Origin of the sequence: Micromonospora sp. 067-2, from assembly GCF_046549295.1 — a bacterium.
Lineage (GTDB): Bacteria > Actinomycetota > Actinomycetes > Mycobacteriales > Micromonosporaceae > Micromonospora.
In genome coordinates this window covers 203,852-226,707 of sequence record NZ_JAJPWB010000001.1, presented here as the reverse complement: position 1 = coordinate 226,707, position 22,856 = coordinate 203,852, and the positions used below count along the sequence as shown (strand labels likewise).

The window sequence follows — 22,856 nt, the reverse complement described above, 5'->3', positions numbered from 1 at the left end:
AGACCGTGGAGGGAAGCCGCCCCTGGAAGGGCCGTTTCGCTCCACGATCTGCACGGGCCGGGGGGTGTGCGTGGGGGTTGAGGGCCACGTCGTTCAGGGGACGGTGGGGGGCCCGGAGTTGGGTGGCCAGGCGGTTGGCCAGGTTCAGGCGGACCGGGCCGGATTCACAGTCGACGACGACGCAGGGCGCGCCCGTCGCGGCGAGGACGGCCGCCGCTGCCGCCGCGCGGTCGAGCGGACGCGGGCCGGCGGTGGCCCGGCCGTCGGTCACCACCAGGACCAGGGGGCGGCGCTTCGGGTCGCGCAGGCGCTCCACCAGCAGCAGGTCGGCGGCGGCGAGCAACCCCTCGGCCAGTGGCGTACGCCCACCGGTCGGCAGTTCGGCCAACCCGGTCGACGCGGCCAGCACCGACGAGGTGGCCGGCAGCAGCGTCCGTGCCCCGGTGCCCCGGAAGGCGATTACCGCGACCTTGTCGCGTCGCTGATAGGCGTCGGTGAGCAGGGCCAGCACCGCGTCCTTGACGGCGGTCATCCGCTGCCGGGCGCCCATCGAGCCGCTGGCGTCCACGACGAACAACACCAGGTTGCCCTCGCGTCCCTCCCGGACCGCCTCGCGGACGTCGTCCGCGCGCAACCGCAGCGGGCCGGTCAGCCGCCCCCGGGCGGCCTGGTGCGGCGCGGCCGCGCGGACCGTGGCCGGCAGGTGCAGCGCCCCGACCCGGCCCGCCGGCACCCGGGATCCGGTGGTGCGGCCCCGCCCGGTGCGGGCACGCGAGCGCCGGCCCGGCACCCCGTCACCGACGCCGGGCGCGGTGAGCAGCCGTGCCGTCAACCCACCCCGGGGTACGGCCACCGGTTGGCCACGATCCTGGTCGTCGCCGGCGCCCGTGCCGTGGGGCTGACGAGAGTCGGCTACCCGGTGGCGCCCGCCCCTGTCCTCGTCCCCGTGCCATCCGTCGGGTCCGTCGACCTGCCCGTCCTCGCCCGGGGCTGGATCCCCACGAGGCGCATCCCGTTCGGAGCCGTCGGTGCCGCGCCCGTCCCCGCCGCTCTCGTCGAAACCCCGCCCGTCCGGACCGGTTCCGTCCGGGCCGCTTCCGTCCGGGCCGCCCTCGTCGAGGCCCCGCCCGTCCGGGCCGCTGCCGGGGCCGCCGCCGCGCGGGCCGCCGCCCCCGTCCGAGCCCGGCCCGTCGGAGCCCGATCCGTCCGGGCCGCCGTCGTCCGGGTCGTCGTCCGGGTGCGCGTCCTGGGCCTGCTGCAACGCCTCGTCGAGACGCTTCTCGTCGAGCCCCGGTGTGTCGAACGGGTCACGGCGGCGGCGGTGGGGCAGGGCCAGCCGGGCGGCCACCCGGACGTCGTCGATGGTGACCCGGTCCCGCCCGTGCCAGGCAGCGTGCGCCAATGCGGTACGGGCCGTGACGATGTCGGCGCGCATCCCGTCCACGTCGAACGCGGCGCACACCTCGGCGATCTGGCGCAGCGCGGCGTCGGGCAGCCGTACCCCGGGAAGCCGGCGGCGGGCGGCGACCACCTGGCGGGCGATCTCGGCGTCGGTGTCGGCCCAGCGGGCGGCGAAACCAGCCGGGTCGGCGTCGGCGGCGAGTCGGCGGCGGACCACCTCGACACGGATCGCCGGGTCACGGCTGGCGCCGACCTCGACGGTGAGCCCGAACCGGTCGAGCAGCTGCGGACGCAGCTCACCCTCCTCCGGGTTCATGGTGCCGACCAGCAGGAACCGGGCGGCGTGGCTGACCGAGACACCCTCCCGTTCGACGTGGCTGCGGCCCATCGCCGCGGCGTCCAGCAGCAGGTCGACCAGGTGGTCGTGCAGCAGGTTGACCTCGTCGACGTAGAGCACGCCCCGGTGCGCGGCCGCCAGCAGACCCGGTTCGAAGGCGCGTACCCCCTCGCCGAGGGCCTTCTCCAGGTCCAGCGAGCCGACCACCCGGTCCTCGGCGGCGCCCACCGGCAGCTCCACCAGTCGGGCCGGCCGGGTCTCGGCGGCGGCGTCGGTCGGGTGCGGGCCGTCCGGGCAGGACGGGTCGGGCCCGGCCGGATCGCAGCCGAACCGGCAGCCCGCGACCCGCCGCACCGGCGGCAGCAGCGCGGCGAGGGCGCGGACGGCCGTCGACTTGGCGGTGCCCTTCTCGCCCCGGACCAGCACCCCACCGATCGCCGGGGAGACCGCGTTGAGCAGCAGCGCCAGCCGCATGTCGGCCATGCCGAGCACGGCACTGAACGGGTAGATCGTGGTCACTGCATCTCCTTGGATCGCGACTGCGGGGCTCGCAAACCCGGCTCACTCCTCGCGCTCACTGCGCCTCCTTGGATCGCGACTGCGGGGCTCGCAACCCCGGCTCACTCCTCGCGCTCACTGCGCCTCCTCGGACCGCGACTGCGGGGCTCGCAAACCCGGCTCACTCCTCGCGCTCACTGCGCCTCCTCGGATCGCGACTGCGGGGCTCGCAAACCCGGCTCACTCCTCGCGCTCACTGCGCCTCCTCGGATCGCGACTGCGGGGCTCGCAAACCCGGCTCACTCCTCGCGCTCACGCCCGGTCCTCCAGGTCACCCTCACTGGCCAGGTACGTGTCCCGGAGGCGGTCGAGGGTGGCCGGCTCGGGTTTGGCCCACAGCCCCCGGTCGGCGGCCTCCAGCAGCCGCTCGGTGATGCCGCGCAGCGCCCACGGGTTGGACTTCTCGAGGAACTCCCGGGTGGTGTCGTCGAAGAGGTACGCGGCGGCCAGGTGCTCGTACATCCAGTCGTCCACCACCCCGGCGGTGGCGTCGTAGCCGAACAGGTAGTCCACCGTTGCGGCCAGCTCGAAGGCGCCCTTGTAGCCGTGTCGGCGCATCGCGGCGATCCACTTCGGGTTGACCACCCGCGCCCGGAACACCCGCCGGGTCTCCTCGCCCAGGGTGCGGGTGCGCACGTCGTGCGGCATCGCCGAGTCGCCCACGTACGCCTGCGGTGAGGTGCCGGTGAGGTGGCGGACCATCGCCACCATCCCGCCGTGGTACTGGAAGTAGTCGTCGGAGTCGACGATGTCGTGCTCGCGGGTGTCCTGGTTCTTCACGGCGACAGCGATCCGGGCGAAGGAGCGTTCCATGTCGACACGCGCCTCCCGCCCGTCCAGGCCCCGACCGTAGGCGTAGCCGCCCCACACCGCGTACACCTCGGCCAGGTCGGCGTCGCTGCGCCAGGTGCGGGCGTCGATCAGTGGCAGCAGCCCCGCGCCGTACGCCCCGGGCTTGGAGCCGAAGATCCGGGCGGTGGCCCGCCGCTCGTCGCCGTGCTCGGCGAGGTCGGCGGCCACGTGCGCCCGGACGTAGTTCTCCGCCTCCGGCTCGTCGAGCGCGGCGACCTGCCGGACGGCGTCGTCGAGCAACGCCACGACGTGCGGAAACGCGTCGCGGAAGAAGCCGGAGATCCGCACGGTCACGTCGATGCGGGGCCGGCCCAGCTCGGCCGTCGGCACGACCTCGACGCCGGTCACCCGCCGCGACCGGTCGTCCCACACCGGCCGGCAGCCGAGCAGGGCGAGCACCTCGGCGATGTCGTCGCCCTGGGTCCGCATGGCGCTGGTGCCCCACACGGTCAACCCCACCGAGCGGGGGTACGCCCCGGTGTCGGCGAGGTGCCGCGCCACCAGTGAGTCGGCGAGGGCCACCCCGACGTCCCAGGCGTTGCGGCTGGGGATCGCCTTGGGGTCGACGGAGTAGAAGTTGCGGCCGGTGGGCAGGACGTTGACCAGGCCCCGGGTGGGCGAGCCGGACGGGCCGGGTGGCACGAACCGGCCGTCGAGCGCGCCGAGGGTGTTGGTCAGCTCGTCGGTGGTCCGGTCGAGTCGGGGCACCAGCTCGGTGGCGGCGAAGCGCAGCACCGCGGCGGCTTCCGGGATCGGTCGGCCGGTCACCTCGTCGACGACGGTCTCGACGGTCTCGACGGTCTCGACGGCCCAGCCGAGGGTCTCCATGCCGACGACCAGCCGTCGGGCGAGGGCCTCGATCAGGTCGATCGCGTCGGCGGCGGTGCCGGCCGGCCCGTCCACCACGTCGGTCAGCGCCGCGGGCAGGGCCAGCCGCTGCCCGGGTGAGGCGAGCAGGTCCTGCTCGTCGAGCCCGTACGCGGCCGCGAGGGCCTGCCGCAGGCCGGGCAGGGCACGGGCGCCACCCCAGATCTGCGGGGCGCGCAGCACCGCGAGGACCAGGTTGACCCGTGGCTCACCGGTCGGCGCGGCGGCCAGGATGTGCAGCCCGTCGCGGATCTGCACGTCCTTGACCTCACACAGGTAACCGTCGAGGTGCAGCACGAAGTCGTCGAAGTCGTCGGCGTCCGGCATCGCCTCGGCGTGCAGGTCGTGGTGCAGCTCGGCGGCGCGGACGAGGTCCCAGATCTGCGCCCGTACGGTGGGCACCTTGGTCGGGTCGAGCGCCTGCACGGTGGCGTACTCGTCGAGCAGCTGTTCCAGTTTGGCCAGGTCGCCGTATGTCTCGGCGCGGGCCATCGGCGGCACCAGGTGGTCGATCACGACGGCGTGCGCCCGCCGCTTGGCCTGGGTGCCCTCGCCGGGGTCGTTGACGATGAACGGGTACACCAGTGGCAGATCACCGAGGACCGCGTCGGGTGCGCAGCCGGCGGCCAGGCCGAGGCCCTTGCCGGGCAGCCACTCCAGGGTGCCGTGCTTGCCCAGGTGCACCACGGCGTCCGCGCCGAACCCTCCGTCGGCGGCCGGCGCGGCCAGCCAGCGGTACGCGGCCAGGTAGTGGTGGCTGGGCGGCAGGTCCGGGTCGTGGTAGATGGCGATCGGGTTCTCCCCGAAGCCGCGCGGCGGCTGGATGAGCAGCACCACGTTGCCGAAGCGCAGCCCGGCGAGCGCGATGTCCCCGCCGTCGGTGTACAGCTCGCCGGGGGGCTCACCCCAGTGTTCCCGGATCCGCATCCGCAGCTCGGCGGGGACCGCCTCGAACCACCGCCGGTACGTCTGGCCGGGCACCCGGGCTTCGGCGGCGGCCAGTTGCTCCGGAGTGAGCCACTCCACGTCGTGACCGCCGGCGGCGATCAGCGCGTGGATCAGCGCGTCGCCGTCGTCGGGCAGCGGCGCGTCGCCGAGGTGGTAGCCGGCGTCGGCGAACGCGGCGAGGAGTCGGACCGCCGACACGGGGGTGTCCAGCCCGACGGCGTTACCGACCCGGGAGTGCTTCGTGGGGTACGAGCTGAGCACCACGGCGACCCGCTTGTCGGCGTTGGGCACGTACCGCAGCCGGGCGTGGCGCACCGCGATCCCGGCGACCCGGGCGGCCCGGTCGGCGTCGGCGGCGTAGACCGAGAGCCCGTCGGCGTCGATCTGCTTGAACGAGAACGGCACGGTGACGATCCGGCCGTCGAACTCGGGGATGGCCACCTGCATCGCCGCGTCCAACGGGGACAGTCCGGCGTCGCTGCCCGCCCACTGCTCACGGGTGCTGGTCAGGCAGAGCGCCTGGATGACCGGGACGTCCAGGGCGGCCAGCGCGCCGACGTCCCAGGCGTCCTCGTCGCCACCACCGGAGGCGTCCGCGGCGACCGCACCGCCGGCCGCGAGCACGGTGACCAGCAGCGTGTCGCAGCGGGCGAAGAGCCCGAGCGGGCCGGCGCCCGCGGTCAGCCCGCGTAACGAACCGCAGAAGATGGGCAGCGGGTTGGCGCCGGCCGCCCGCACCGCGTCGGCGAGCACGTCGACGAAGCCGGTGTTGCCGGCCAGCGCGTGCGCCCGGTAGAAGACGATCCCCACGGTGGGCCGGTCCGGGTCGACGGGGTGCTCACCGTGCACGCCGTACGCCGGGGTGGGTGCGGGTGGGGCGAAACCCTCACCGGTGAGCAGCACCGTGTCGGAGAGGAACCGGGCCAGGTGGCCCAGGTTGTCCGGGCCGCCCTCGACCAGGTAGGCCAGCGCCTGGGTGACGACGCCGGACGGCACGGTGGAGATGGCCATCAGCTCCGCGTCGGGCACCGCCTCACCGCCGAGCACGACCGTCGGCCGGCCGCTCGCGAGCACCGCGGCGAGCCCGTCCGGCCACGCCTGCCGACCCCCGAGCAGGCGTACGACGGCGAGGTCGACCCCGTCGAGAAGCGCGGGCACCTCGTCGGCGCTGACCCGGGCGGGGTTGGCCAGCCGGTAGTCGACACCGCTGGCGCGGGCGGCCAACAGGTCGGTGTCGGCGGTGGAGAGCAGCAGGATGCGCACGGGAGGCTCCGGTGAGTGACGCCCCGGCCGCCGTGGAGGCGACCTGGACGAAGCGGGTGGGTGCGGCGTCAGCCGGTACGACGGCCCGGCGCGCGGTCACCGACGGCTGTCGGCAGCCGGTCGACGCCGGGTGCGCGGCTCAGCGGCCGCAGGAACCGGCGTGACCGTGCGCCCGGCCGGCCGAACGTCCGCAGACGTGGCCGGGTGCGGGGGCTGCGGAGCGCCCACCGTGCGGGTCACGACGATACTCGTCGATGAAAGAGACGCCGTGCGTCATCGGGTCCTCCTCGGGTGTCCACGCCCTGGGGTACGTCCCGACGGCCGAAGTATCCTGGCTTCCGGATCGACGCTCTCCCCCGGCCTTCCAACCGCAGACACACGGTCGTGGCGCACGAGGGGGGATCACTCCCCGGTGACAGTGGCGGGACCGCGTCGGAATCACACCGACTTCCTTCACTGCCGTCAGGCCGCGAATGCTGCCACACCGCTGCGCCGCCGGTCAACGCCGCCCCCTCAGCGGACGGCGCCGCCAATCCATCGACAGACGGCAATTTCTAGGCGCCGATTCACGATCGTCACGACACCGCACCTCGTGTCCCGCACCCGATGCTCCACTCCACCGGCGCCCGGCCAAACGGCCATGATCAATTGGAACCTGCGCTTCGGGATGGCCCGAACGCGAGATCTTGGACACTTACCGTCAACTCGAAACGGTAAGTGTCCAAGATCTGCGTGCCTCTACCGAGCACCGGTCCGCCAGGGGCCGCGGGCCGCGCGGGCCGCGCGGGCCGCGCGGGCCGCAGGTCGCGGGTCGCGCGGGATGCGCGGGCCGCGCGGGATGCGCGGGCCGCGCGGGATGCGCGGGCCGCGCGGGATGCGCGGGCCGCGCGGGCCGCAGGTCGCGGGTCGCGCGGGATGCGGACTGCGGGCGGCGGGCTCGTTGTCGGGCCTCAGCGGGCGTGGCGTTCCGGGTGTGCCCGGCTCCAGGTGCGCATGCGTTCCGGATAGCCGGTGCGGGCCGCCTCGTACAGCGGCACCGCGTGCTTGCGGGCGATGGCGCCCGCCGCGCGTGGCGTGCCGGTCCGGCGGCGGATCCACTCGCCGTCGTGGGCGATGGCCACGACGGTCGTGTCCGTGGCCGTGGTCTCCGGCTCCAGGTAGAACTCCACCCCCCGCCGGCTGGCGAGAAACGCCTCCAGCGCCGCGAGATCCTCCCGGGTCCCCTCGCGGTCCAGCTTCGTCGGGGTCGCCTCGGTGCCCCGTGCCCGTCGACTGAACCAGCCCATGCCCCACCCCTTCCTCGACGCTCCCGCCAGTGCACCACCGCTTCCTGGCAATACGCTGCACGCCGGGTGGGAGTGAGCTGGTCGCGCCACGGTTGGAACCCGCCGCGCCGCAGCGGTGTCATGAGTGTGATGCAACCGGAGGTCTCCCTGAACGACGACGTGCTCGTCAACCGCGCTCGGTCAGGTGACCTGGAGGCGTACGACCTCCTGGTCGCCCGGCACACCCCGTCCGCGTACCGGACGGCGGTGCTGCTCGGCGCGGGCGCGGACGCCGAGGACGTCATCCAGGAGGCGTTTGTGAAGGGGCACCGCAGCCTGTCGCGCTATCGGGGCGACTCGTCCTTCCGATCCTGGCTGTTGGCGATCGTCGCCAACGAGACCCGCAACCTGCACCGGTCCCGTACCCGCCGCGACGGCCTCGTCCTGCGGGCGGCGGCGGCCAACCCGGTGTCCGAGATCACCGAGGACGGTGCGGTCGGGGCGGTCCTCGCCGGTGAGCGTCGCGCGGCGCTGGTGCAGGCCCTGCGCCAACTGCCGGAGCGGGACCGTGAGGTGATCGTCTGCCGGTTCCTCCTCGATCTCAGCGAGGAGGAGACGGTGGCGATGTTGGGTTGGCCGCGGGGCACGGTGAAGTCGCGGACGTCCCGGGCGCTGACGAAGCTCCGTGGCCTGCTCGACCGGGAGGAGGTCCGACATGGCTGACCTGGAGAGGGAACTGCGGGACCTCTCGGCCTGGCTGGAGACACCGGACCCACCCGACGTGAGCGCCCGCGTACGCGCACAGCTCTTCGAGCCCGCGCCCCGGCGGCGCCGGTGGCGCCCCTTCGTCGCGGCGGCGCTCGTCGCCCTGCTGCTGCTCCTGCTGCCGCCGGGGCGGGCCGCCCTCGCCGACGCCGTCGCGGGGCTGCTGCGCTTCGCCGGCGTCACCGTCGTCACGTCGTCGGAACCGGTGGTGCCGACCGGCACTCCGTCTCCGTTGCCCTCGTTGCGGGCCGTCACACTGGATGAGGCACAACGGGCGGTGCGTTTCCCGGTCCGGCTACCGGTGAAGCTGGGTCCGCCCGAGCGGGTGTTGGTCGCCGACCCCGACGGCACGGGCGCCTGTCGGGTGGCGACGCTGCTCTATCGCTCAGGCGCGCTGCGCATCGACGCCTTCGACGGCAGTCTCGACCTGGCCTTCCACAAGCAGACCAGCCGGCCGGCCTCGGAGTGGGTCCAGGTCGACGGCGACTTCGCCATCTGGGTCGGCGGCCCACACGTCCTGTCCTACGTCGACCGTGCGGGAGAGGTTCGCCAGGAGACGGCACGGCTCGCCGCCTCGACCCTGATCTGGCAGGAGGCCGGCGTGAGCTACCGGCTCGAGGGCGACCTCACCAAGCTCGAGGCGATCGAGATCGCCGAATCGCTGGACTAGGGAAGGGGCGAAATGGGTTCCTGGGAAAGGTTTCTGCTGGGGTCGGTGGTCCTGCTGGCGGGCTGCACGACCGGCCAGTCAGCCACGCCGACCGGCGTTGCGGCCACGGCGGGCGCGGCGACAAGCGCGGCGGTCGCGGCGGGCGCGGCCACTACGGCGGGCGCGGCGACGGGCTGCGGGTCGCGGGTCGAGACGGGGCCGTTGCCGGAGTGGGCGAACGCCGGGTTCAGCGGCGACGCCGGAACCCCGCACGTGCTCGGCGCCAGGGGCGAGATCGTGGCCGTGCTGTTCTCCCATCCGCTTGCGCAGGTGCGGCAGGATGGGTCGACCAACAAGATCCTGTGGGTCTCCCGACCGGCCACCTCGCCGTCGGACAGCACGTCGTCGGCCAACCTGACGATCACCGCGACGCTGGACGGCACCGACACCAAGGCGTCCCGGGAGGTCGTCGGAGGGCCGGGCCCGTCGATCATCGACATGCCGCGGGCGGGTTGCTGGCACCTCGAACTCCGTTGGGCCGGGCACACCGACACCATCGACCTGGTGTACGCCGATCGGCTGCCCTGACCGTCGTGCTCCCGCCGACCATCCGTGCCACCGGCCGTACGTGCGCCGGACAGCGAAAAGGAAGGGAGCAACCACTCCCTTCCACTCCCAGAATATAACGCACTGGGGGACTTGCCGCAAGACCCCATTTATGCCGCAGAATTGCTGGCCGTGGCCAGAATCTGCCGAATTGGGAGTGGCGAATGGGCGTTGATGTCGACGGTGCGGTCGTGCGGGAACCAGGCGTGTTCGCCCTTCCCGAACACCTCTCCCCCAAGGCCGACCCGGCGCTGATCGCCCGCGACGTGCAGCACTTCGCGGCCATCAAGAAAAGCCTCGCGCAGTCGTCCGCCGACCTGTCCGACCGCCTCGACGCCGCCCGCAGGGCGCCCGGTGGCAAGGGCCGGCAGGCGGTGGACCGGGACCAGGAGGTCCGCCGGGTGACCGCCCGCCTGCGGAAGCTGTCGCGCTTCGGTCTGGATCTGTGCCTGGGACGCATGGTGGGCGCGGACGACCCGGAGCCCGTGTACGTCGGACGCCAGGGCCTCACGGACAGCGAGGGTCGACGGCTGCTGCTGGACTGGCGCTCCCCCGCGGCCGAGCCGTTCTTCGGGGCGACCCACGCCAACCCGATGGGTCTGGCCAGCCGCCGCCGGTACCGCTGGACCCTCGGCCGGATCAGCGACTACTGGGACGAGGTGTTCGCCGCCGACGGCCTGGAGGGGCACGTCGCGCTCGACGACCAGTCCGCCTTCGTCGCGAGTCTGGGCAGCAGCCGGTCGAGCCGGATGCGGGACGTACTGAGCACCATCCAGGCCGACCAGGACGCCATCATCCGCGCGGGGTCGAGCGGCGCGCTCGTCGTCGACGGCGGTCCCGGTACGGGGAAGACGGTCGTCGCCCTGCACCGCACCGCCTACCTCCTCTACGCCGACCCTCGCCTCGGCAGGGGACGGGGCGGCGTGCTGTTCGTCGGTCCGCACCAGCCCTACCTGTCCTACGTCGCCGACGTCCTCCCCAGCCTCGGCGAGGAGGACGTGCAGACCTGCACCCTGCGGGACCTCGTCGCTGAGGGCGCCGGGGCAGCGGTCGAGACCGACCCCGAGGTGGCCCGGCTCAAGTCGACCGCGGACGTGGTGACGGCGGTCGAGGCGGCCGTCCGGTTCTACGAGGAGGCGCCGACCAGGGGGATGACCGTCACGACCGACGAGTCCGACCTGTGGCTGAGCGCCGACGACTGGGCCCGGGCGTTCGAGGCGCCGGGACCTGGCGCCCCGCACAACGAGGCGCGCGACGAGATCTGGGAGGAACTGCTCACGATCCTCATGGACAAGTACGACGGCGACGAGCCGGACGACCTCGTCCGCGGGTCACTGTCGCGCAACCGGGACCTGCTCACGGCCTTCCACCGCGCGTGGCCGCTGCTCGACGCGGCGGACCTCGTCGGGGACCTGTGGTCGGTGCCCGCCTACCTCCGGAAATGCGCCCCCTGGCTCAGCCCGGACGAGGTCCGCACGCTGCAACGCGGGGACGCGCGGGCTTGGACAATGTCCGACCTGCCTCTGCTGGACGCCGCGCGGCAGCGCCTGGGCGACCCGGAGGCGTCCGAGCGCAAGCGACGGCGCGAGGCAACCGTCGCCGTCGAACGCGCGCGCATGGCCACGGTCGTCGACGACCTGATCGAGGCCCAGGCCTACGACGACGGTGAAGGTGTGCTGTCGAGCCTGCGCCAACTCGATCTGCAGGATGCCCTGGTCGACGAGGCCGCGCTGCCCAGCACCGAACCGGACCTGCTCGCCGGCCCGTTCGCGCACATCGTCGTCGACGAGGCCCAGGAACTCACCGACGCCGAGTGGCAGATGCTGCTGCTCCGCTGCCCGTCGCGCAGTTTCACCATCGTCGGGGACCGCGCCCAGGCCCGGCACGGGTTCACCGAGTCGTGGCGGGAGCGGCTCGAGCGGATCGGGCTGGACCGGGTCACCCTGGCCTCCCTGAGCATCAACTACCGCACGCCGGAGGAGGTCATGGCGGAGGCCCAGCCGGTCATCCGGGCCGTGCTTCCGGACGCCAACGTGCCGACCTCGATCCGCGGCAGCGGTCTTCCCGTCGTCCACGGAGCCGCGTCGGACCTGGGTCCGGTCCTCGACACCTGGCTCGCCGCGCACGCCGACGGCATCGCCTGCGTCATCGGCGATCCCACGTTTGCGGCGACGTCGCGCGTCCGGTCGCTGACTCCGCAGCTGTCGAAGGGCCTCGAGTTCGACCTGGTCGTCCTCGTCGACCCGGAGGCCTTCGGCGAGGGCATCGAAGGGGCGGTCGACCGCTACGTCGCGATGACCCGGGCGACGCAGCAACTGGTCATTCTCAGCACGTCCTGAGGTCGTACGCTGCCTGGCGTGCGCGAGGACGTCCGGGGGGTGGCGGCCCGCGACAACGCCGAGTGGTGCGGGATGGTCTGCGCCAGCCACGGGCTGACCGCCTCCGACGCCCGGTCGGTGCCCCGCCGCTCCCCACCCTGGTATCCGGACGCGGCCACGCGGCTGACCCTCACCCCGTTGATCATGAAGTTGGCGGCGCGACCCGCCGACACGCAGCACAACAACCTCATGATCAACCGGGAGGGCCGGGGCCGGGGCGGGGGCGGGGGCGGGAATGGAGTCGAAACCCGTCCGGTGCACCGTGCGGTCGCCCACCGGTCCAGCTGCTTGCCGCGGCGGCGATCTCCGGGGTTGGCACTGGGCGACCCCCGGGCCAGTGGGGGTGCGCGGCTGTGGTCGGCCGCGCACCCGATAGCGCTCGGCGGTCGGCCGGGTTAGATCTTCTCTGCTGACGGGGCCGGCTGGGCGGCGTTCGGCGGGCGCAGCACCGACACCAGCGCCAGCGTCGGCAACAGCAGCAGCGGCACCACCAGCAGCGCGTGCCGGATGCCGACCTGGTCGCCGAGGAACCCCAGCAACGGCGGCCCGCCCAGGAATGCGGTGTAGCCGATCACCGCGACCACGCTGACCCGGACAGCCGCGTGCGCCTCCTCGTCGGCTGCCGCGCTCATCCCGACCGGGAAGCCCAGCGACGCGCCCAACCCCCACAGCGCGACGCCGACGATGGCCACCGGCCCCGAATCGGCCAGCACGGCCACGCCCGCGCCGACCACCGCGAGCAGGATGGTGCCGGTGAGCACCGGCACCCGGCCCCACCGGTCGAGCGCGACCGTGCCGGCGGTGCGCCCGAGGGTCATGCCGACGACGAAGACGCCGAAGACCGCCGCGCCGGCTGCCTCGCTCAGGTCCCTGCCGTCGACGAAGGCGACCGCCAACCAGTCGTTGGCGCTGCCCTCCGTGAACGCCGCCACCAGCACGAACAGGCCGATCAGCAGGGTCCGTGGCTCCCGCCAGGCCGCAAGCTGCGCCCGGCGGCCGGCGGCCGGGCTGGCGGCCGTCGGCTGGTCGGCCGGGTCGACGGCCAGCCGGGGCAGGAACGCCCGGGCGCTGAGCACGGTACCGGTCAGCACGACCACCGCCACCGCGATGAGATGCGCGCCGACCGGCACGTCGAAGCGGGCCGCTCCGGCGCCGAGCGCCGCGCCGGCCACCGACCCGAGGCTCCACGCCGCGTGGAAGCGGGGCATGACCGTACGCCCCAACCGGCGCTCTACCGCCGCCGCCTCGACGTTCATCGCGACGTCACAGGCCCCGGAGCCGTAGCCGAAGGCCATCAGCCCCACCGCGACGACGATCGCCGAACCGGCCACCGTGGCGCCCAGCCCGGCAACGGTCAGACCGAGCGCGACAAGCGTCGTGGCCAGCGTCACAGTGCGGGCCGCGCCGAGGCGCTGGGCGAGCAGACCGGAGGTGGGCATGGCGAGCAGCGCGCCGACGCTCATCGCCAGCAGGAGCAGCCCGAGCCGGCCGGCGGTGAGGTCCAACGCCTCGCGGACCGCCGGCACGCGGGAGAACCAGCTGCCGACCGCCAGTCCGTTGAGGGTGAAGGTGACGGCGACGCCGTTGCGGGCTGTCCGTACGACCCGCGCGGGCACCGAGGTGGTGTCCGGGGAACGGGGTGGGCTGGTGGGGGCGCTCACGGGGGCAGGTCCTCTTTCTCGACGGTGATCTCCTGGCACGATCGCACACCTGAGAGCGCTACCACCACAACCGCCCCTTACCACCGACGCTCCGGCCGGAGGATGATTCGGGGCAGGGGTTCGTCCGCGGGACGAGTTGACCGGAGGAGGGAACCATGACGGCAGCGGCACAGCGACCCGCGACTCTTCAGGACGTCGCGCGCGTCGCCGGGGTGTCCCGGTCCACGGCGTCCCGGGTGGTCGCCGGCACCGGGTTCGCCTCCCCGACCGCCCGGCAACAGGTCGCGGCGGCCGTCGACCAGCTCGGCTACGTGCCCAACCCGGCCGCCCGGGCGCTGGTCCGCGGCGGAGGCGTACGACTGGTGGTGGCGGTCGCGGGGACCAGCTCGGCGGTGCTGGACGACCCGTACGTCCACCGGGTGGTCGGTTCGGCCGCCCAGGTCTGCGCGCCGGCCGGCATCGGGGTGGCGCTGCACTGGCTGCCACTGGGCGAGCCGGGCGCCCTCGACCAGCTCGCCGGCGACCGCAGCGTGTGCGGCGTGGTGCTGGTCAACACCACCGTTGATCTGTTGGACGCCCTGCCCCGGTCGCTGCGCGGCCGGGTGGCCTCGATCGGCATCGGATCGGCCACCGTGCCGTCGTTCGACGTCGACAACGACGCCGGCGCCAGCGAGGTGCTGCGCCACCTGTACGCCACGGGTCGCCGCCGGATCGCCATGGTGACCGGCCCCCGGTGGCTTCCGTGCTCGCAGCGCCCGGTGCTGGCGTACCGCCGGTTGATGCGCCAGGCCGGCCTGCCGGAGCGTGTGCTGCCCGGGGACTTCACGGCGGCGCGTGGTCGGGCGGCGGCCGGCGAGGCGTTGCGGCGGTGGCCCGACGTCGACGCGATCTACGGGATCAGCGACGAGACCGCGCTCGGCGTGATGGCGACGCTGCACGACCGCGGGGTGCGGGTGCCCGGCGACGTGGCGGTGGCCGGCTTCGACGACATTCCGCTGGCCGGCATGACCGCCCCCGCGCTGACCACCGCGAGCCACCCGGTGGGCCGGATCGCCGTCGCCGCGGCCACCGCCGTGCTGGACGGGCGACCGGTCGCACCGGTGACCCTCTTCCCGTCCGCCCTGGTGGCCCGGAACAGCACCTGACCCGCCGCCGGTCCGTGGCGGCCCCCGGGTAGGGGAGAGGAGCGGGGGCCGGGGGGTCAGAGTGCGGGGAGGCCGAGGGCTTCGTCGACCCGGGCGAGGACCGCGGCGTCGTCCTCGGGGTTGACGCCGCGCAGCAGGTCGATGGCCGTGGCCCGGACCTGGCCGATGATCATGGCGAGCGGGAGGGTCTGGGCCGACCCGAAGAGCTGCCCGGCGGTGTGCACGGCGGCCAGCGCCGACTCGTCGGCCCGGGTGGCGTGCCGGTCGGCGACCTCGTCCTGCCCGTCCAGGTCGGCGGCGAGCGCCGCGCCGGCCTCCCGGACCGCCTCGGCCAGCGACCGCAGCGCCGCAGCCAACCCGGGCGGCGCCGGGGTGTGCAGCCGGCTGAGGGTCACCCCGGCGCGGGCGAGCACGCGGACGTTGCGGACGACGTAGTCGATCTGCCGGATCGACTCGTCCACCGACCGCAGCCGGCCGATGTGCCGCCGCCGCCGTACGTTGAGCCGCAGCGCCTCGCCGGCGGCCAGCACCCCGTCGCGCAGCCCGTCGACCCGCACGTCCATGTTCCGCGCGCGGGTCAGCGCGGCCACCGCGGCGGCCTCGTCCGAGCGGTCCAGCGCGTCGGCGATCCCTGCCAGCAGCTCGGCCAGTTCGTCGAAGGTGCGGCGCACCTCGGCGACCAGCGGGGCCAGCGGGTGCCGGGCGTCGACCAGCAGGCTGGCGGCGAGCGCGACCACACCGCCGACCAGCGCGTCGACGAAGCGGAACGGCACCAGCGACCCGTCCGGTGGCGCGACCACCACCAGGTACAGCGCGGAGACCGCGGCCTGCACCAGCGTCACGCCGGTGGCGCCGAAGGCCACCGCGAGCAGCACGGTGAGCAGGATGACGGTGAACACCGTCCAGGTGCTGCCCGGCCCCAACGCCTGCACCACCAGGTCCGCGACCAGCACCCCGGCGGCCACGCCGAGGACGACCTCGACGGCCCGCCGGATCCGCTGCCCCCGGGCCTGACCGAGGACGATGAGCGCGGCGGCCGGGGCGAAGAAGGGCTGTGGATGGCCGAGCAGCCGGGTGGCCAGCAACCAGGCGGCGGTCGCCGCGAGGGTCGCTTCCAGCACCGGCCGCCAACCGTGCCGCAGCCGTCCACCGGCCACCCGCAGGCCGCCGAACCGCACCATCGTCCACCTTCCCCGTACACCGCGCCGAGGGGTCCGTGCGCGGTCATCCGCACCCCGCCGGTGGCTCGCGGCACCCGGAGCGCCCCTTGCGATCGTCTACCATCGCGCGATGGACCCGCTCACCGGGCTGCTCGACGGTCCCCGCGCCCGGGGCGCCTTCCTGCTCCGCTCGGTGCTCGACCCGCCGTACGCGCTGCGGATCGAGGATCGCGCGCCGCTGACCGTGGTGGCCCTGGTTCGCGGCACCGCCTGGCTGGTGCCGGATGACGCCGCGCCGGCGACTCTGCGGCCCGGCGACGTGGCGGTGCTGCGGGGGCCGGACGGCTACCTCGTGGCAGACGACCCGGCCACACCACCGCAGGTGGTCATCCACCCGGGTCAGCGGTGCACGACCCTGCGCGGCGAGCCGCTGGCCGAGTCGATGGCGCTGGGCGTACGCACCTGGGGCACCGGCCCGGACGGCTCGACGGTGCTGCTGACCGGCACATACCAGTTGCCCGGCGAGGTGAGCCGGCGGTTGCTCACCGCACTGCCGCCGCTGCTGGTGGTTGCCGCTCAGGAGTGGCGCAGCCCGTTGGTTGCGCTCCTCGCCCAGGAGGTGACCCGGGAGGCGCCCGGCCAGGCGGCCGTGCTGGACAGGCTGCTCGACCTGCTGCTCATCGGCGCGCTGCGCACCTGGTTCGGTCGTCCCGACGCGGCACCGGGCTGGTACCGGGCGGCCGGCGATCCGGTGGTCGGTCCGGCGTTACGGCTGGTGCAGAACGACCCGGCCCGAGCGTGGACGGTTGCCGCGCTCGCCCTCGAGGTGGGCGTGTCCCGGGCGGTGCTGGCCCGCCGCTTCACCGAGCTGGTCGGTGAGCCACCGATGACGTACCTGACCGGGTGGCGGCTGGCGCTCGCCGCTGACCTGCTGCGCGAGCCGGACGCCACGCTGGGGGCGGTGGCCCGACGGGTCGGCTACGCCAGCCCGTACGCGCTGAGCACCGCGTTCCGCCGGGTCCGCGGCATCACCCCCAGCCAGCACCGGATCGCCGCCACCACCGACTGACCCGGCGGTCGTCTCAGCCGGTGGTGCTCGTGCGGGCGTCGGCGTACTCGGGCGAGGTGAGGAAGCGGGTCAGCACCTCGACGGTGCCCGGCGTGTAGGGGCGGCCGTCGAGCACCCGGTCGCCGGGCACGAAGACGATCGCCTCCCCCTCGCCGAGCACCACATCCTCCTGTCGGGCCCGGGTGCGGCCGGTGAAGTAGTGCTTCACCCGGCCCAGCTCGGGATGCGGTTGCACGGCGAACGGGCGCAACGGACCCTCGGCGCGCAGGCCGGTCTCCTCCCACAGCTCCCGTTCGGCGGTCTGCTCCGGGGTCTCCCCCGGCTCGCCGTGGCCACCGGGCAGCCCCCAGACATTCGGGTGGAAGCGGGCATTGCCGTCGCGTAGTTGCAGAAGTAGTTGCCCGTCGGGATCCACCAGCAGCACGCACGCGATCGTGATCATTGCCTCAGCCTAGGCCGGGCCGGACTGCCCGCAGGGTAGGCCCGCTCCCCCACCGCGACCAGCCGCGCGCGGGTCGTCGCGTCGCCGAGCATGCCGCGCAGGCCGGCGGCGTACGCGGTCGCCGCGTCGACCCCGAGCCGGTCCGCGAGGGCGTACTCGTCGGCCAGGGTGATGTCGAAGATGGCCGGATCGTCGGTGGACACCGAGCAGACGACTCCGGCGCCGGTCAACACGGTCAACGGATGCGGACGGTCCGGCCGGGCCACCCCGAGACGCAGGTTGGACGTGGGCGTCACGTCCAGCACGACGCCCCGCCCGGCCAGTTCGGCGACCAGCTCCGGCTCGTCCACGGCGCGTACCCCGTGCCGGATCCGGACCGCTCCCATCGCCAGCACCTCACGGACCGCCGCCGGTCCGGCGGCCTCCCCGGCGTGCGGCACGAACGGCAGGCCACCGTCGCGGGCCAGGTTCACCGCGCGGGTGTACGGGGTCGTCGGGTACCGCCCCTCCGCGCCGGACAGTCCGAAACCGACCACGCCCCGACCGGCGAACCGGGCGGCGACCCGGGCCGCGTCCTGCGCGAAGTCGACGTCGTGGCCCCGGCAGACCTGCGGGGTCAACCCGATCGAGACGCCGTGGCGCTCGCGTGCCTCGGCCGCCGCGTCGACCAGGGCGGCGAGCACGTCCGCAAAGCCGGCCAGCCCGAGCCGTTCGTCAGCGTCCACGATGGGCTCCAGGTGGACCGCGCCGTCCCGCGCGGCCTCGGCCGCATAGGCCAGCAGCGCCCGTCGATAGTCCCGAGGGGTACGCAGCACGGTCGTCATCGCGTTCCAGGTGGCGATGAAGGCGTACAGGTCGTCGAAGACCTCGGGCGGGCCGGCCGGCGCCGGGAGGCGGTTGCCGTGGGCCAGCGCGGCGAGCAGCGCCGGACGGACCGTGCCCTCCAGGTGGACATGCAGCTCGATCTTCGGCGTGTGGCGCTGTACGGGCGTCATCGCGGTTCCTCCGGGGGTACGACCGAGGGGTCCCCCAGCGTGTCGCATCCCGGGCCCGGTGGCCTCCCCTGTGGGAGGGAACATTGGCGTCGACGGGCAGTGGGCGCAAAGCTCCAGAATAGTCATCTGCGCCGCATGAGGACTCATCCGAACGTGACAGCGCGCCGGTAAGATCGGCGACTGCGTTGTGACCGATCGCTGACTGCTCGTGGTGAAAGCGATCACACACACTGAGCGCATGAACAGGAGAGTCAACCGCGGTAAGGCACTCCGCGTCGCGGCGTGTCTCCTCCTTCTCGCCGTTCTGAGCGGCTGCATGCAACTCAACATGGGGCTCACCGTCAACGCCGACGACACGGTCGACGGGCAGCTCCTGCTGACCGCCCAGAAATCCCTGCTGAGCTCACGGAACAAGAACATCCCGGTGGCCTTCGCGGAGCTGCGGCAGAACATTCCCGCCCTGCCGGCGGGCGAGGAGACCGGCTACGAGGACAGCAAACTCTTCGGAACCCAGATCAGTTATCGCAAGGCGCCGTTGGCGAGCTTCGACAGCGAGAGCGTGAAACTGGTCCGGGACGGTGATCTCTACCGCTTCACATTGCCTCTGGACCCGGCGAAATACGGCGGGAAATTGGACCAGACGAATCCGCAGCAGCAACAGGCGTTCCTCAAGCTGATGTCGTTCGAGATCTCGGTGACATTTCCCGGCCGGGTGATCGACACCAATGGCACCGTCAACGGCCGGTCGGTCACCTGGAAGGTGGACTCCAACCAGGACAAGCCGGCCGAGCTGCGGGCCGTCGCCGAGGCGCCGCCCCGAGCGTCGGCCTCGCCGGTCGCCGCCGCCGCCGAGGGCGGGTTTCCCTGGCTGCTGATCGTCGGCGGGTTGCTGCTCCTGCTCCTGCTCGCCGCGGTCGGCGTACTCCTGCTGCGTCGTCGGCGCCCGGCGGCGCCTGTCGCGCCGAGCCCGACCGCCCCGGGCCCGCCCGCGGGCGCGCCGGGCCCCGGCTGATCGACCTCACCACCACCACAACCCGGTCGCACCATCGCAGAAAAGGGGGATCGCCGTGAACGATCTCTTCACCTGGGCCGCCCTGGGCAGCCTCGCCGGCGCGAGCGCCGCCACCCTGCTGGCAACCAACGTCATCGGAGGGCTGATCGGCCCCAGCGGCGACAAGATCCGCAAGTGGATCGCCATCGGCATCGCACTGCTGCTCTCCTACGTGACGGCGGCGTTCGCCGACGACGCCGGCGGCGAGAAGTGGATCATCGCGTTCTTCAACGCGCTGGTCATCTTCTCCGCCGCCCTCGGCGTCAACCAGTTCCCGCCCGGCAACCGGCAGGCGACCCAGGCGTCGCCGACCCAGGTCGCCCAGGGCCGCGAGCCCCGCGTCTTCCGCTCCTGGGTCTGAGGAGGGCCATCATGATCTTCGGAATTCTCAGCGCGGCGGTCCAGGTCGCCTTCGGCGCCGTGCTCGGCCTCCTGGCCGGCGGCCCGATCGGCCTGCTCATCGGCGCCGTCGTGGGCCTGCTCGTCGGCGCGGTCTTCGGCTGGGCGGTGGCCTCCGCCGGGGTGTACGCCCCGGACGCCCGCGGCATCCTCCTGTTCGTCGTCGATCACACGTGGAGCCTGCTGAACACTGTCGTCGGGGCCATCTACCTGGCGGTGCACCTGCTGTTCGGGCACTCACTGGACCGGCCCACCGCACAGGCCAGCGGCCGGGTCAGCGTGGTGGAGGGAGTCTCCCCCCGCTACGCGACCACCATCGGCACCGTCTGCGCCGGCGCCAGCTCCGGCATCCAGCGGCACGAGGACGTGCACATCTTCCAGGGCCGCCTGCTCGGCCCGCTCTACATCCCGCTCGTGCTGGCGAACTACGTGCTGTTCACCATCGCCCCGGTGTGGTTGCTCTACCACGACCACACCAACGCGCCCATCAACCGGTTCACGCGCTACTTCGAGATCGGCGTCTACCCGCACGTGTGGAACGAGGCCATCGCGTACCGGATCCAGGGGACGCCGCCGCGATGAGCGCCGACGGGCGCGGACCGATCGAGACGGCCACCGCCGCGCTGTCCACCTGGCTGAGCAGCGCAGCGGGAGAACCCGTCCCGATCGGCCCGCCCCGCACCGACGGCGACGCCGCCGGGCTCACCCTCTGGCCGATGGAGTTGCGCCCGGCCCGGCAGACCCGCTCCAGCGGCGCGGTCCGCGAACCGTACCGGTTCACCGTCCGCTACCTGCTCAGCGCGGCCGGGCCGGCCGGGCTGACCGGGCTGGACCGGGTGCTCACCGCCGCGACCAGCGACGGCAGCTACCCGGTGGTGCTGGAGGCCGGCGACGCCACACTGTGGACGGCGTTCGGCACCGCGCCGCGCCCAGCGCTGCTCATCGACGTACCGGCGCAGGTGGACCACCCGACTCCGGCCGCGCCGCCGGTCCTGCAACCGCTGCGGCTGCGGCAGTTGGAGCTGCGTACGCTCGCCGGCCGCGTGGTCGGCCCCGAGGACCAACCACTGGCCGCCATGCGGGTCGACCTGGCCGGCACCGCGTCGGCCACCCGCACCGACACCGATGGTCGCTTCCAGCTCGTCGGAGTCCCGCACGACCCCGCACAGCCCGGCCCGGTCCGACTCCGGCTGACCGGCCGAGGGCTCGTGCTCACCGCCGAGGTCGACCCCGCCGAAGAAGACATCGTCATCGTCTGCGCGCCACCGACCAACTGACGCCACCCGCACAGGAGGACCGATGCCCAGCTACTTCTCCCCCGGCATCTATGTCGAGGAGGTCCCCAGCGGCGCCCGACCGATCGGACCGGCGAGCACCAGCATCGCCGCGTTCGTCGGCGTCGCCCCGAACCGCAACGCCCACCTGGGCAGAGCGGTGCCGGTCAACAACTGGACCGAGTTCCTGCGGCTGTTCGCCGACGGCGAGCAGGTGGAGAGCACGCCCCTGGCGCGGGCGGTCTTCGGCTTCCTGGACAACGGCGGCGCGCGCTGCTGGGTGGTCAACGTCGGCGAGGGTGGCGCGATCACCGGCGCGGGTCAGCGGCGCGGCGGCCTGCAGCTCCTGGAGGCCGTCGACGAGATCTCCATCATCGCCGCGCCCGGCTTCCACGACGTGGTGGCCCACGAGGCACTGCTGAGCATGGCCGAGCGGACCCGCACCATGGTGGCGATCTGCGACCCGGCGCCGGACATCGACGACATCTCCGCGCTGACCCGGGTCGCCACACCGTCCTCCGGCAAGCCCCCCAAACCCGCCGAGGGTGCGGGCGGCCCTGCCGGCTCCGGGGGTGCGGGCGGCCCGGGCGGAGGCGAGGGAGCGGCGTACCGGCCCCGACAGTCCGAGTTCGGCGCCTTCTACTACCCGTGGCTGCGCGTCCGCGACCCGATCAGCGGGGAGCTGGAACTCACCCCGCCGAGCGGGCACCTGGCCGGCATCTGGGCCCGCACCGACGCCCTGCGGGGCGTACACAAGGCACCGGCCAACGAACCGGTCCGCGGCGCCGTCGACCTGGGCTATCTCGTCACCCGACCCGAGCACGACGTGCTCAACCCCAAGGGCGTCAACGTGATCCGTTACTTCGCCGGCGAGGGCATCCGCGTCTGGGGCGCCCGTACGCTCGCCGCCGAGGCCAGCGAGTGGCGCTACCTCAACGTGCGCCGGCTCAGCATCGCCATCGAGCAGGCCATCGCCAACGGCACCCGGTGGATGGTCTTCGAGCCCAACGACTTCACCCTCTGGCGCTCGATCCGGCGCGACATCGGCGCGTTCCTGACCCGGGTGTGGCGCGACGGCGCGCTGCTCGGACGAAGTCCGGAGGAGGCGTTCTTCGTCAAGTGCGACGAGGAGACCAACCCGGTGGACGTCCGCGACGCCGGCATGGTGATCGCCCACATCGGCATCGCCGTGGTCAAGCCCGCCGAATTCGTGGTGTTCAAGCTGAGCCAGTGGGCCGGCGGCACCGAGACCGAGACGATCGGAGGCTGACATGCCGCCCACCACAGCCACTCCGCAGCCGGGCGCCCCGGTCGACCCGTACCGGGCGTACAACTTCAAACTGCTCATCAACGGCGTCACCAATGGCCACTTCACCGAGATGAGTGGGCTGGAGGTGAACATCCCCGGTCAGCCGTACCGTGAGCACGGGCTCGGCCGGATGCGGATGGTGCCCGGTCAGGCCGAGTACGAGCCGGTCACGCTGCACTTCGGGCTCACCGCGTCGCGGGAGCTGTGGGACTGGGTGAACGCCACCGCCCAGGGCACGCTCAACCGCCGCAACATCTCCGTCGTGCTGCTGGACTCGGTGGGCACCGCCGAGGTGCTGCGCTGGAACCTGATCGACGCCTGGCCCACCCGGTGGCGGGGGGCGCACCTCAACACGCTCAGCCACGAGATCGCCATCGCGTCACTGACCCTGCGGTACGAGGGCCTGGAGTTGGAGTCCGGCGGTGCCACCGCGCCGACTCCCGCGTAGCTGGCTGGCCGGCC

At 73.5% G+C, this 22,856-nt stretch carries 20 protein-coding genes, 1 pseudogene and 1 riboswitch; of the genes and pseudogenes, 14 read left to right on the top strand and 7 right to left on the bottom strand.

Annotated elements, in window-relative coordinates:
- Positions 1-31: 31 nt before the first annotated feature.
- Together ACLJN9_RS01015 and cobN are read right to left on the bottom strand one after the other, a co-directional pair.
- Positions 32-2,316 (bottom strand): annotated as a pseudogene (locus tag ACLJN9_RS01015) (magnesium chelatase subunit D family protein); the annotation flags it as partial.
- A 232-nt stretch (positions 2,317-2,548) separates the two neighbouring features.
- Complete coding sequence (gene cobN / locus ACLJN9_RS01010) at positions 2,549-6,226, bottom strand: cobaltochelatase subunit CobN (protein ID WP_410809043.1); 3,678 nt, start codon at positions 6,224-6,226, stop codon at positions 2,549-2,551.
- Between the two features lie 11 nt (positions 6,227-6,237).
- Here cobN and ACLJN9_RS01005 point away from each other — a divergent pair, with 11 nt between their 5' ends.
- Positions 6,238-6,390, top strand: a complete 153-nt coding sequence (locus ACLJN9_RS01005) for a hypothetical protein (RefSeq protein WP_410809042.1) — start codon at positions 6,238-6,240, stop codon at positions 6,388-6,390.
- Between the two features lie 160 nt (positions 6,391-6,550).
- Positions 6,551-6,680: riboswitch (cobalamin riboswitch) on the bottom strand.
- A gap of 496 nt (positions 6,681-7,176) precedes the next feature.
- On the opposite strand, the gene ACLJN9_RS01000 is transcribed toward ACLJN9_RS01005, so the two are convergent.
- Positions 7,177-7,512 (bottom strand): hypothetical protein, encoded by a 336-nt coding sequence (locus ACLJN9_RS01000; RefSeq protein ID WP_410809041.1) that lies wholly within the window; start codon positions 7,510-7,512, stop codon positions 7,177-7,179.
- Between the two features lie 120 nt (positions 7,513-7,632).
- Between ACLJN9_RS01000 and ACLJN9_RS00995 the strand changes: the two genes are divergently transcribed.
- The 5 genes from ACLJN9_RS00995 to ACLJN9_RS00975 all read left to right on the top strand — a co-directional run bounded on the left by ACLJN9_RS00995 (position 7,633) and on the right by ACLJN9_RS00975 (position 12,288).
- The gene (locus ACLJN9_RS00995) at positions 7,633-8,214 is read left to right on the top strand and encodes an RNA polymerase sigma factor (RefSeq protein ID WP_410809040.1); all 582 of its coding nucleotides are present in this window, start codon (positions 7,633-7,635) and stop codon (positions 8,212-8,214) included.
- Positions 8,207-8,926: a hypothetical protein gene (locus ACLJN9_RS00990; RefSeq protein WP_410809039.1), complete on the top strand. Its 720-nt coding sequence runs from the start codon at positions 8,207-8,209 to the stop codon at positions 8,924-8,926. Before ACLJN9_RS00995 ends, ACLJN9_RS00990 begins: the two co-directional genes overlap by 8 nt.
- 12 nt (positions 8,927-8,938) lie before the next feature.
- Positions 8,939-9,493: a hypothetical protein gene (locus ACLJN9_RS00985; RefSeq protein WP_410809038.1), complete on the top strand. Its 555-nt coding sequence runs from the start codon at positions 8,939-8,941 to the stop codon at positions 9,491-9,493.
- Positions 9,494-9,675: 182 nt separating this feature from the next.
- The gene (gene helR / locus ACLJN9_RS00980; protein ID WP_410809037.1) at positions 9,676-11,850 is read left to right on the top strand and encodes an RNA polymerase recycling motor ATPase HelR; all 2,175 of its coding nucleotides are present in this window, start codon (positions 9,676-9,678) and stop codon (positions 11,848-11,850) included.
- 18 nt (positions 11,851-11,868) lie between these two features.
- Complete coding sequence (locus tag ACLJN9_RS00975; RefSeq protein ID WP_410809036.1) at positions 11,869-12,288, top strand: hypothetical protein; 420 nt, start codon at positions 11,869-11,871, stop codon at positions 12,286-12,288.
- On the opposite strand, the gene ACLJN9_RS00970 is transcribed toward ACLJN9_RS00975, so the two are convergent.
- On the bottom strand, positions 12,285-13,550 hold the full coding sequence (locus ACLJN9_RS00970) for an MFS transporter (RefSeq protein WP_410809035.1): 1,266 nt from the start codon (positions 13,548-13,550) through the stop codon (positions 12,285-12,287). The two genes, ACLJN9_RS00975 and ACLJN9_RS00970, sit on opposite strands and share 4 nt — an antisense overlap.
- Positions 13,551-13,705: 155 nt before the next feature.
- Here ACLJN9_RS00970 and ACLJN9_RS00965 point away from each other — a divergent pair, with 155 nt between their 5' ends.
- Positions 13,706-14,695 (top strand): LacI family DNA-binding transcriptional regulator, encoded by a 990-nt coding sequence (locus tag ACLJN9_RS00965; protein ID WP_410809034.1) that lies wholly within the window; start codon positions 13,706-13,708, stop codon positions 14,693-14,695.
- 56 nt (positions 14,696-14,751) lie between these two features.
- Here the strand turns inward: ACLJN9_RS00965 and ACLJN9_RS00960 are convergent, their stop codons facing one another.
- Positions 14,752-15,876, bottom strand: a complete 1,125-nt coding sequence (locus tag ACLJN9_RS00960) for an FUSC family protein (protein ID WP_410809033.1) — start codon at positions 15,874-15,876, stop codon at positions 14,752-14,754.
- A gap of 109 nt (positions 15,877-15,985) precedes the next feature.
- On the opposite strand from ACLJN9_RS00960, the gene ACLJN9_RS00955 reads away from it, so the two are divergent.
- A complete protein-coding gene (locus ACLJN9_RS00955; protein ID WP_410809032.1) occupies positions 15,986-16,924 on the top strand; it encodes an AraC family transcriptional regulator in 939 nt (312 codons plus the stop codon).
- A 13-nt stretch (positions 16,925-16,937) separates the two neighbouring features.
- On the opposite strand, the gene ACLJN9_RS00950 is transcribed toward ACLJN9_RS00955, so the two are convergent.
- Both ACLJN9_RS00950 and ACLJN9_RS00945 read right to left on the bottom strand, forming a co-directional pair.
- On the bottom strand, positions 16,938-17,366 hold the full coding sequence (locus ACLJN9_RS00950) for an NUDIX domain-containing protein (protein ID WP_410809031.1): 429 nt from the start codon (positions 17,364-17,366) through the stop codon (positions 16,938-16,940).
- The gene (locus tag ACLJN9_RS00945; protein ID WP_410809030.1) at positions 17,363-18,361 is read right to left on the bottom strand and encodes an adenosine deaminase family protein; all 999 of its coding nucleotides are present in this window, start codon (positions 18,359-18,361) and stop codon (positions 17,363-17,365) included. The genes ACLJN9_RS00950 and ACLJN9_RS00945 overlap by 4 nt, the downstream gene beginning before the upstream one ends.
- Positions 18,362-18,599: 238 nt before the next feature.
- Between ACLJN9_RS00945 and ACLJN9_RS00940 the strand changes: the two genes are divergently transcribed.
- Genes ACLJN9_RS00940 through ACLJN9_RS00915 form a run of 6 tightly spaced genes read left to right on the top strand, consistent with a single transcriptional unit; the run spans position 18,600 to position 22,842 of the window.
- Complete coding sequence (locus ACLJN9_RS00940; protein ID WP_410809029.1) at positions 18,600-19,373, top strand: LppM family (lipo)protein; 774 nt, start codon at positions 18,600-18,602, stop codon at positions 19,371-19,373.
- A 55-nt stretch (positions 19,374-19,428) separates the two neighbouring features.
- The gene (locus ACLJN9_RS00935; protein ID WP_355171324.1) at positions 19,429-19,773 is read left to right on the top strand and encodes a hypothetical protein; all 345 of its coding nucleotides are present in this window, start codon (positions 19,429-19,431) and stop codon (positions 19,771-19,773) included.
- Positions 19,774-19,784: 11 nt separating this feature from the next.
- Complete coding sequence (locus ACLJN9_RS00930; protein WP_410809028.1) at positions 19,785-20,393, top strand: glycine zipper family protein; 609 nt, start codon at positions 19,785-19,787, stop codon at positions 20,391-20,393.
- Entirely contained in the window at positions 20,390-21,088 is a 699-nt protein-coding gene (locus tag ACLJN9_RS00925) for a carboxypeptidase-like regulatory domain-containing protein (RefSeq protein WP_410809027.1), read from the top strand. The genes ACLJN9_RS00930 and ACLJN9_RS00925 overlap by 4 nt, the downstream gene beginning before the upstream one ends.
- Positions 21,089-21,110: 22 nt before the next feature.
- Entirely contained in the window at positions 21,111-22,355 is a 1,245-nt protein-coding gene (locus ACLJN9_RS00920; protein ID WP_410809026.1) for a phage tail sheath family protein, read from the top strand.
- 1 nt (position 22,356) lies between these two features.
- Positions 22,357-22,842 carry a phage tail protein gene (locus ACLJN9_RS00915; RefSeq protein ID WP_410809025.1) on the top strand — a complete coding sequence of 162 codons (486 nt, stop codon included), beginning with the start codon at positions 22,357-22,359 and terminating at the stop codon, positions 22,840-22,842.
- Positions 22,843-22,856: the final 14 nt, after the last annotated feature.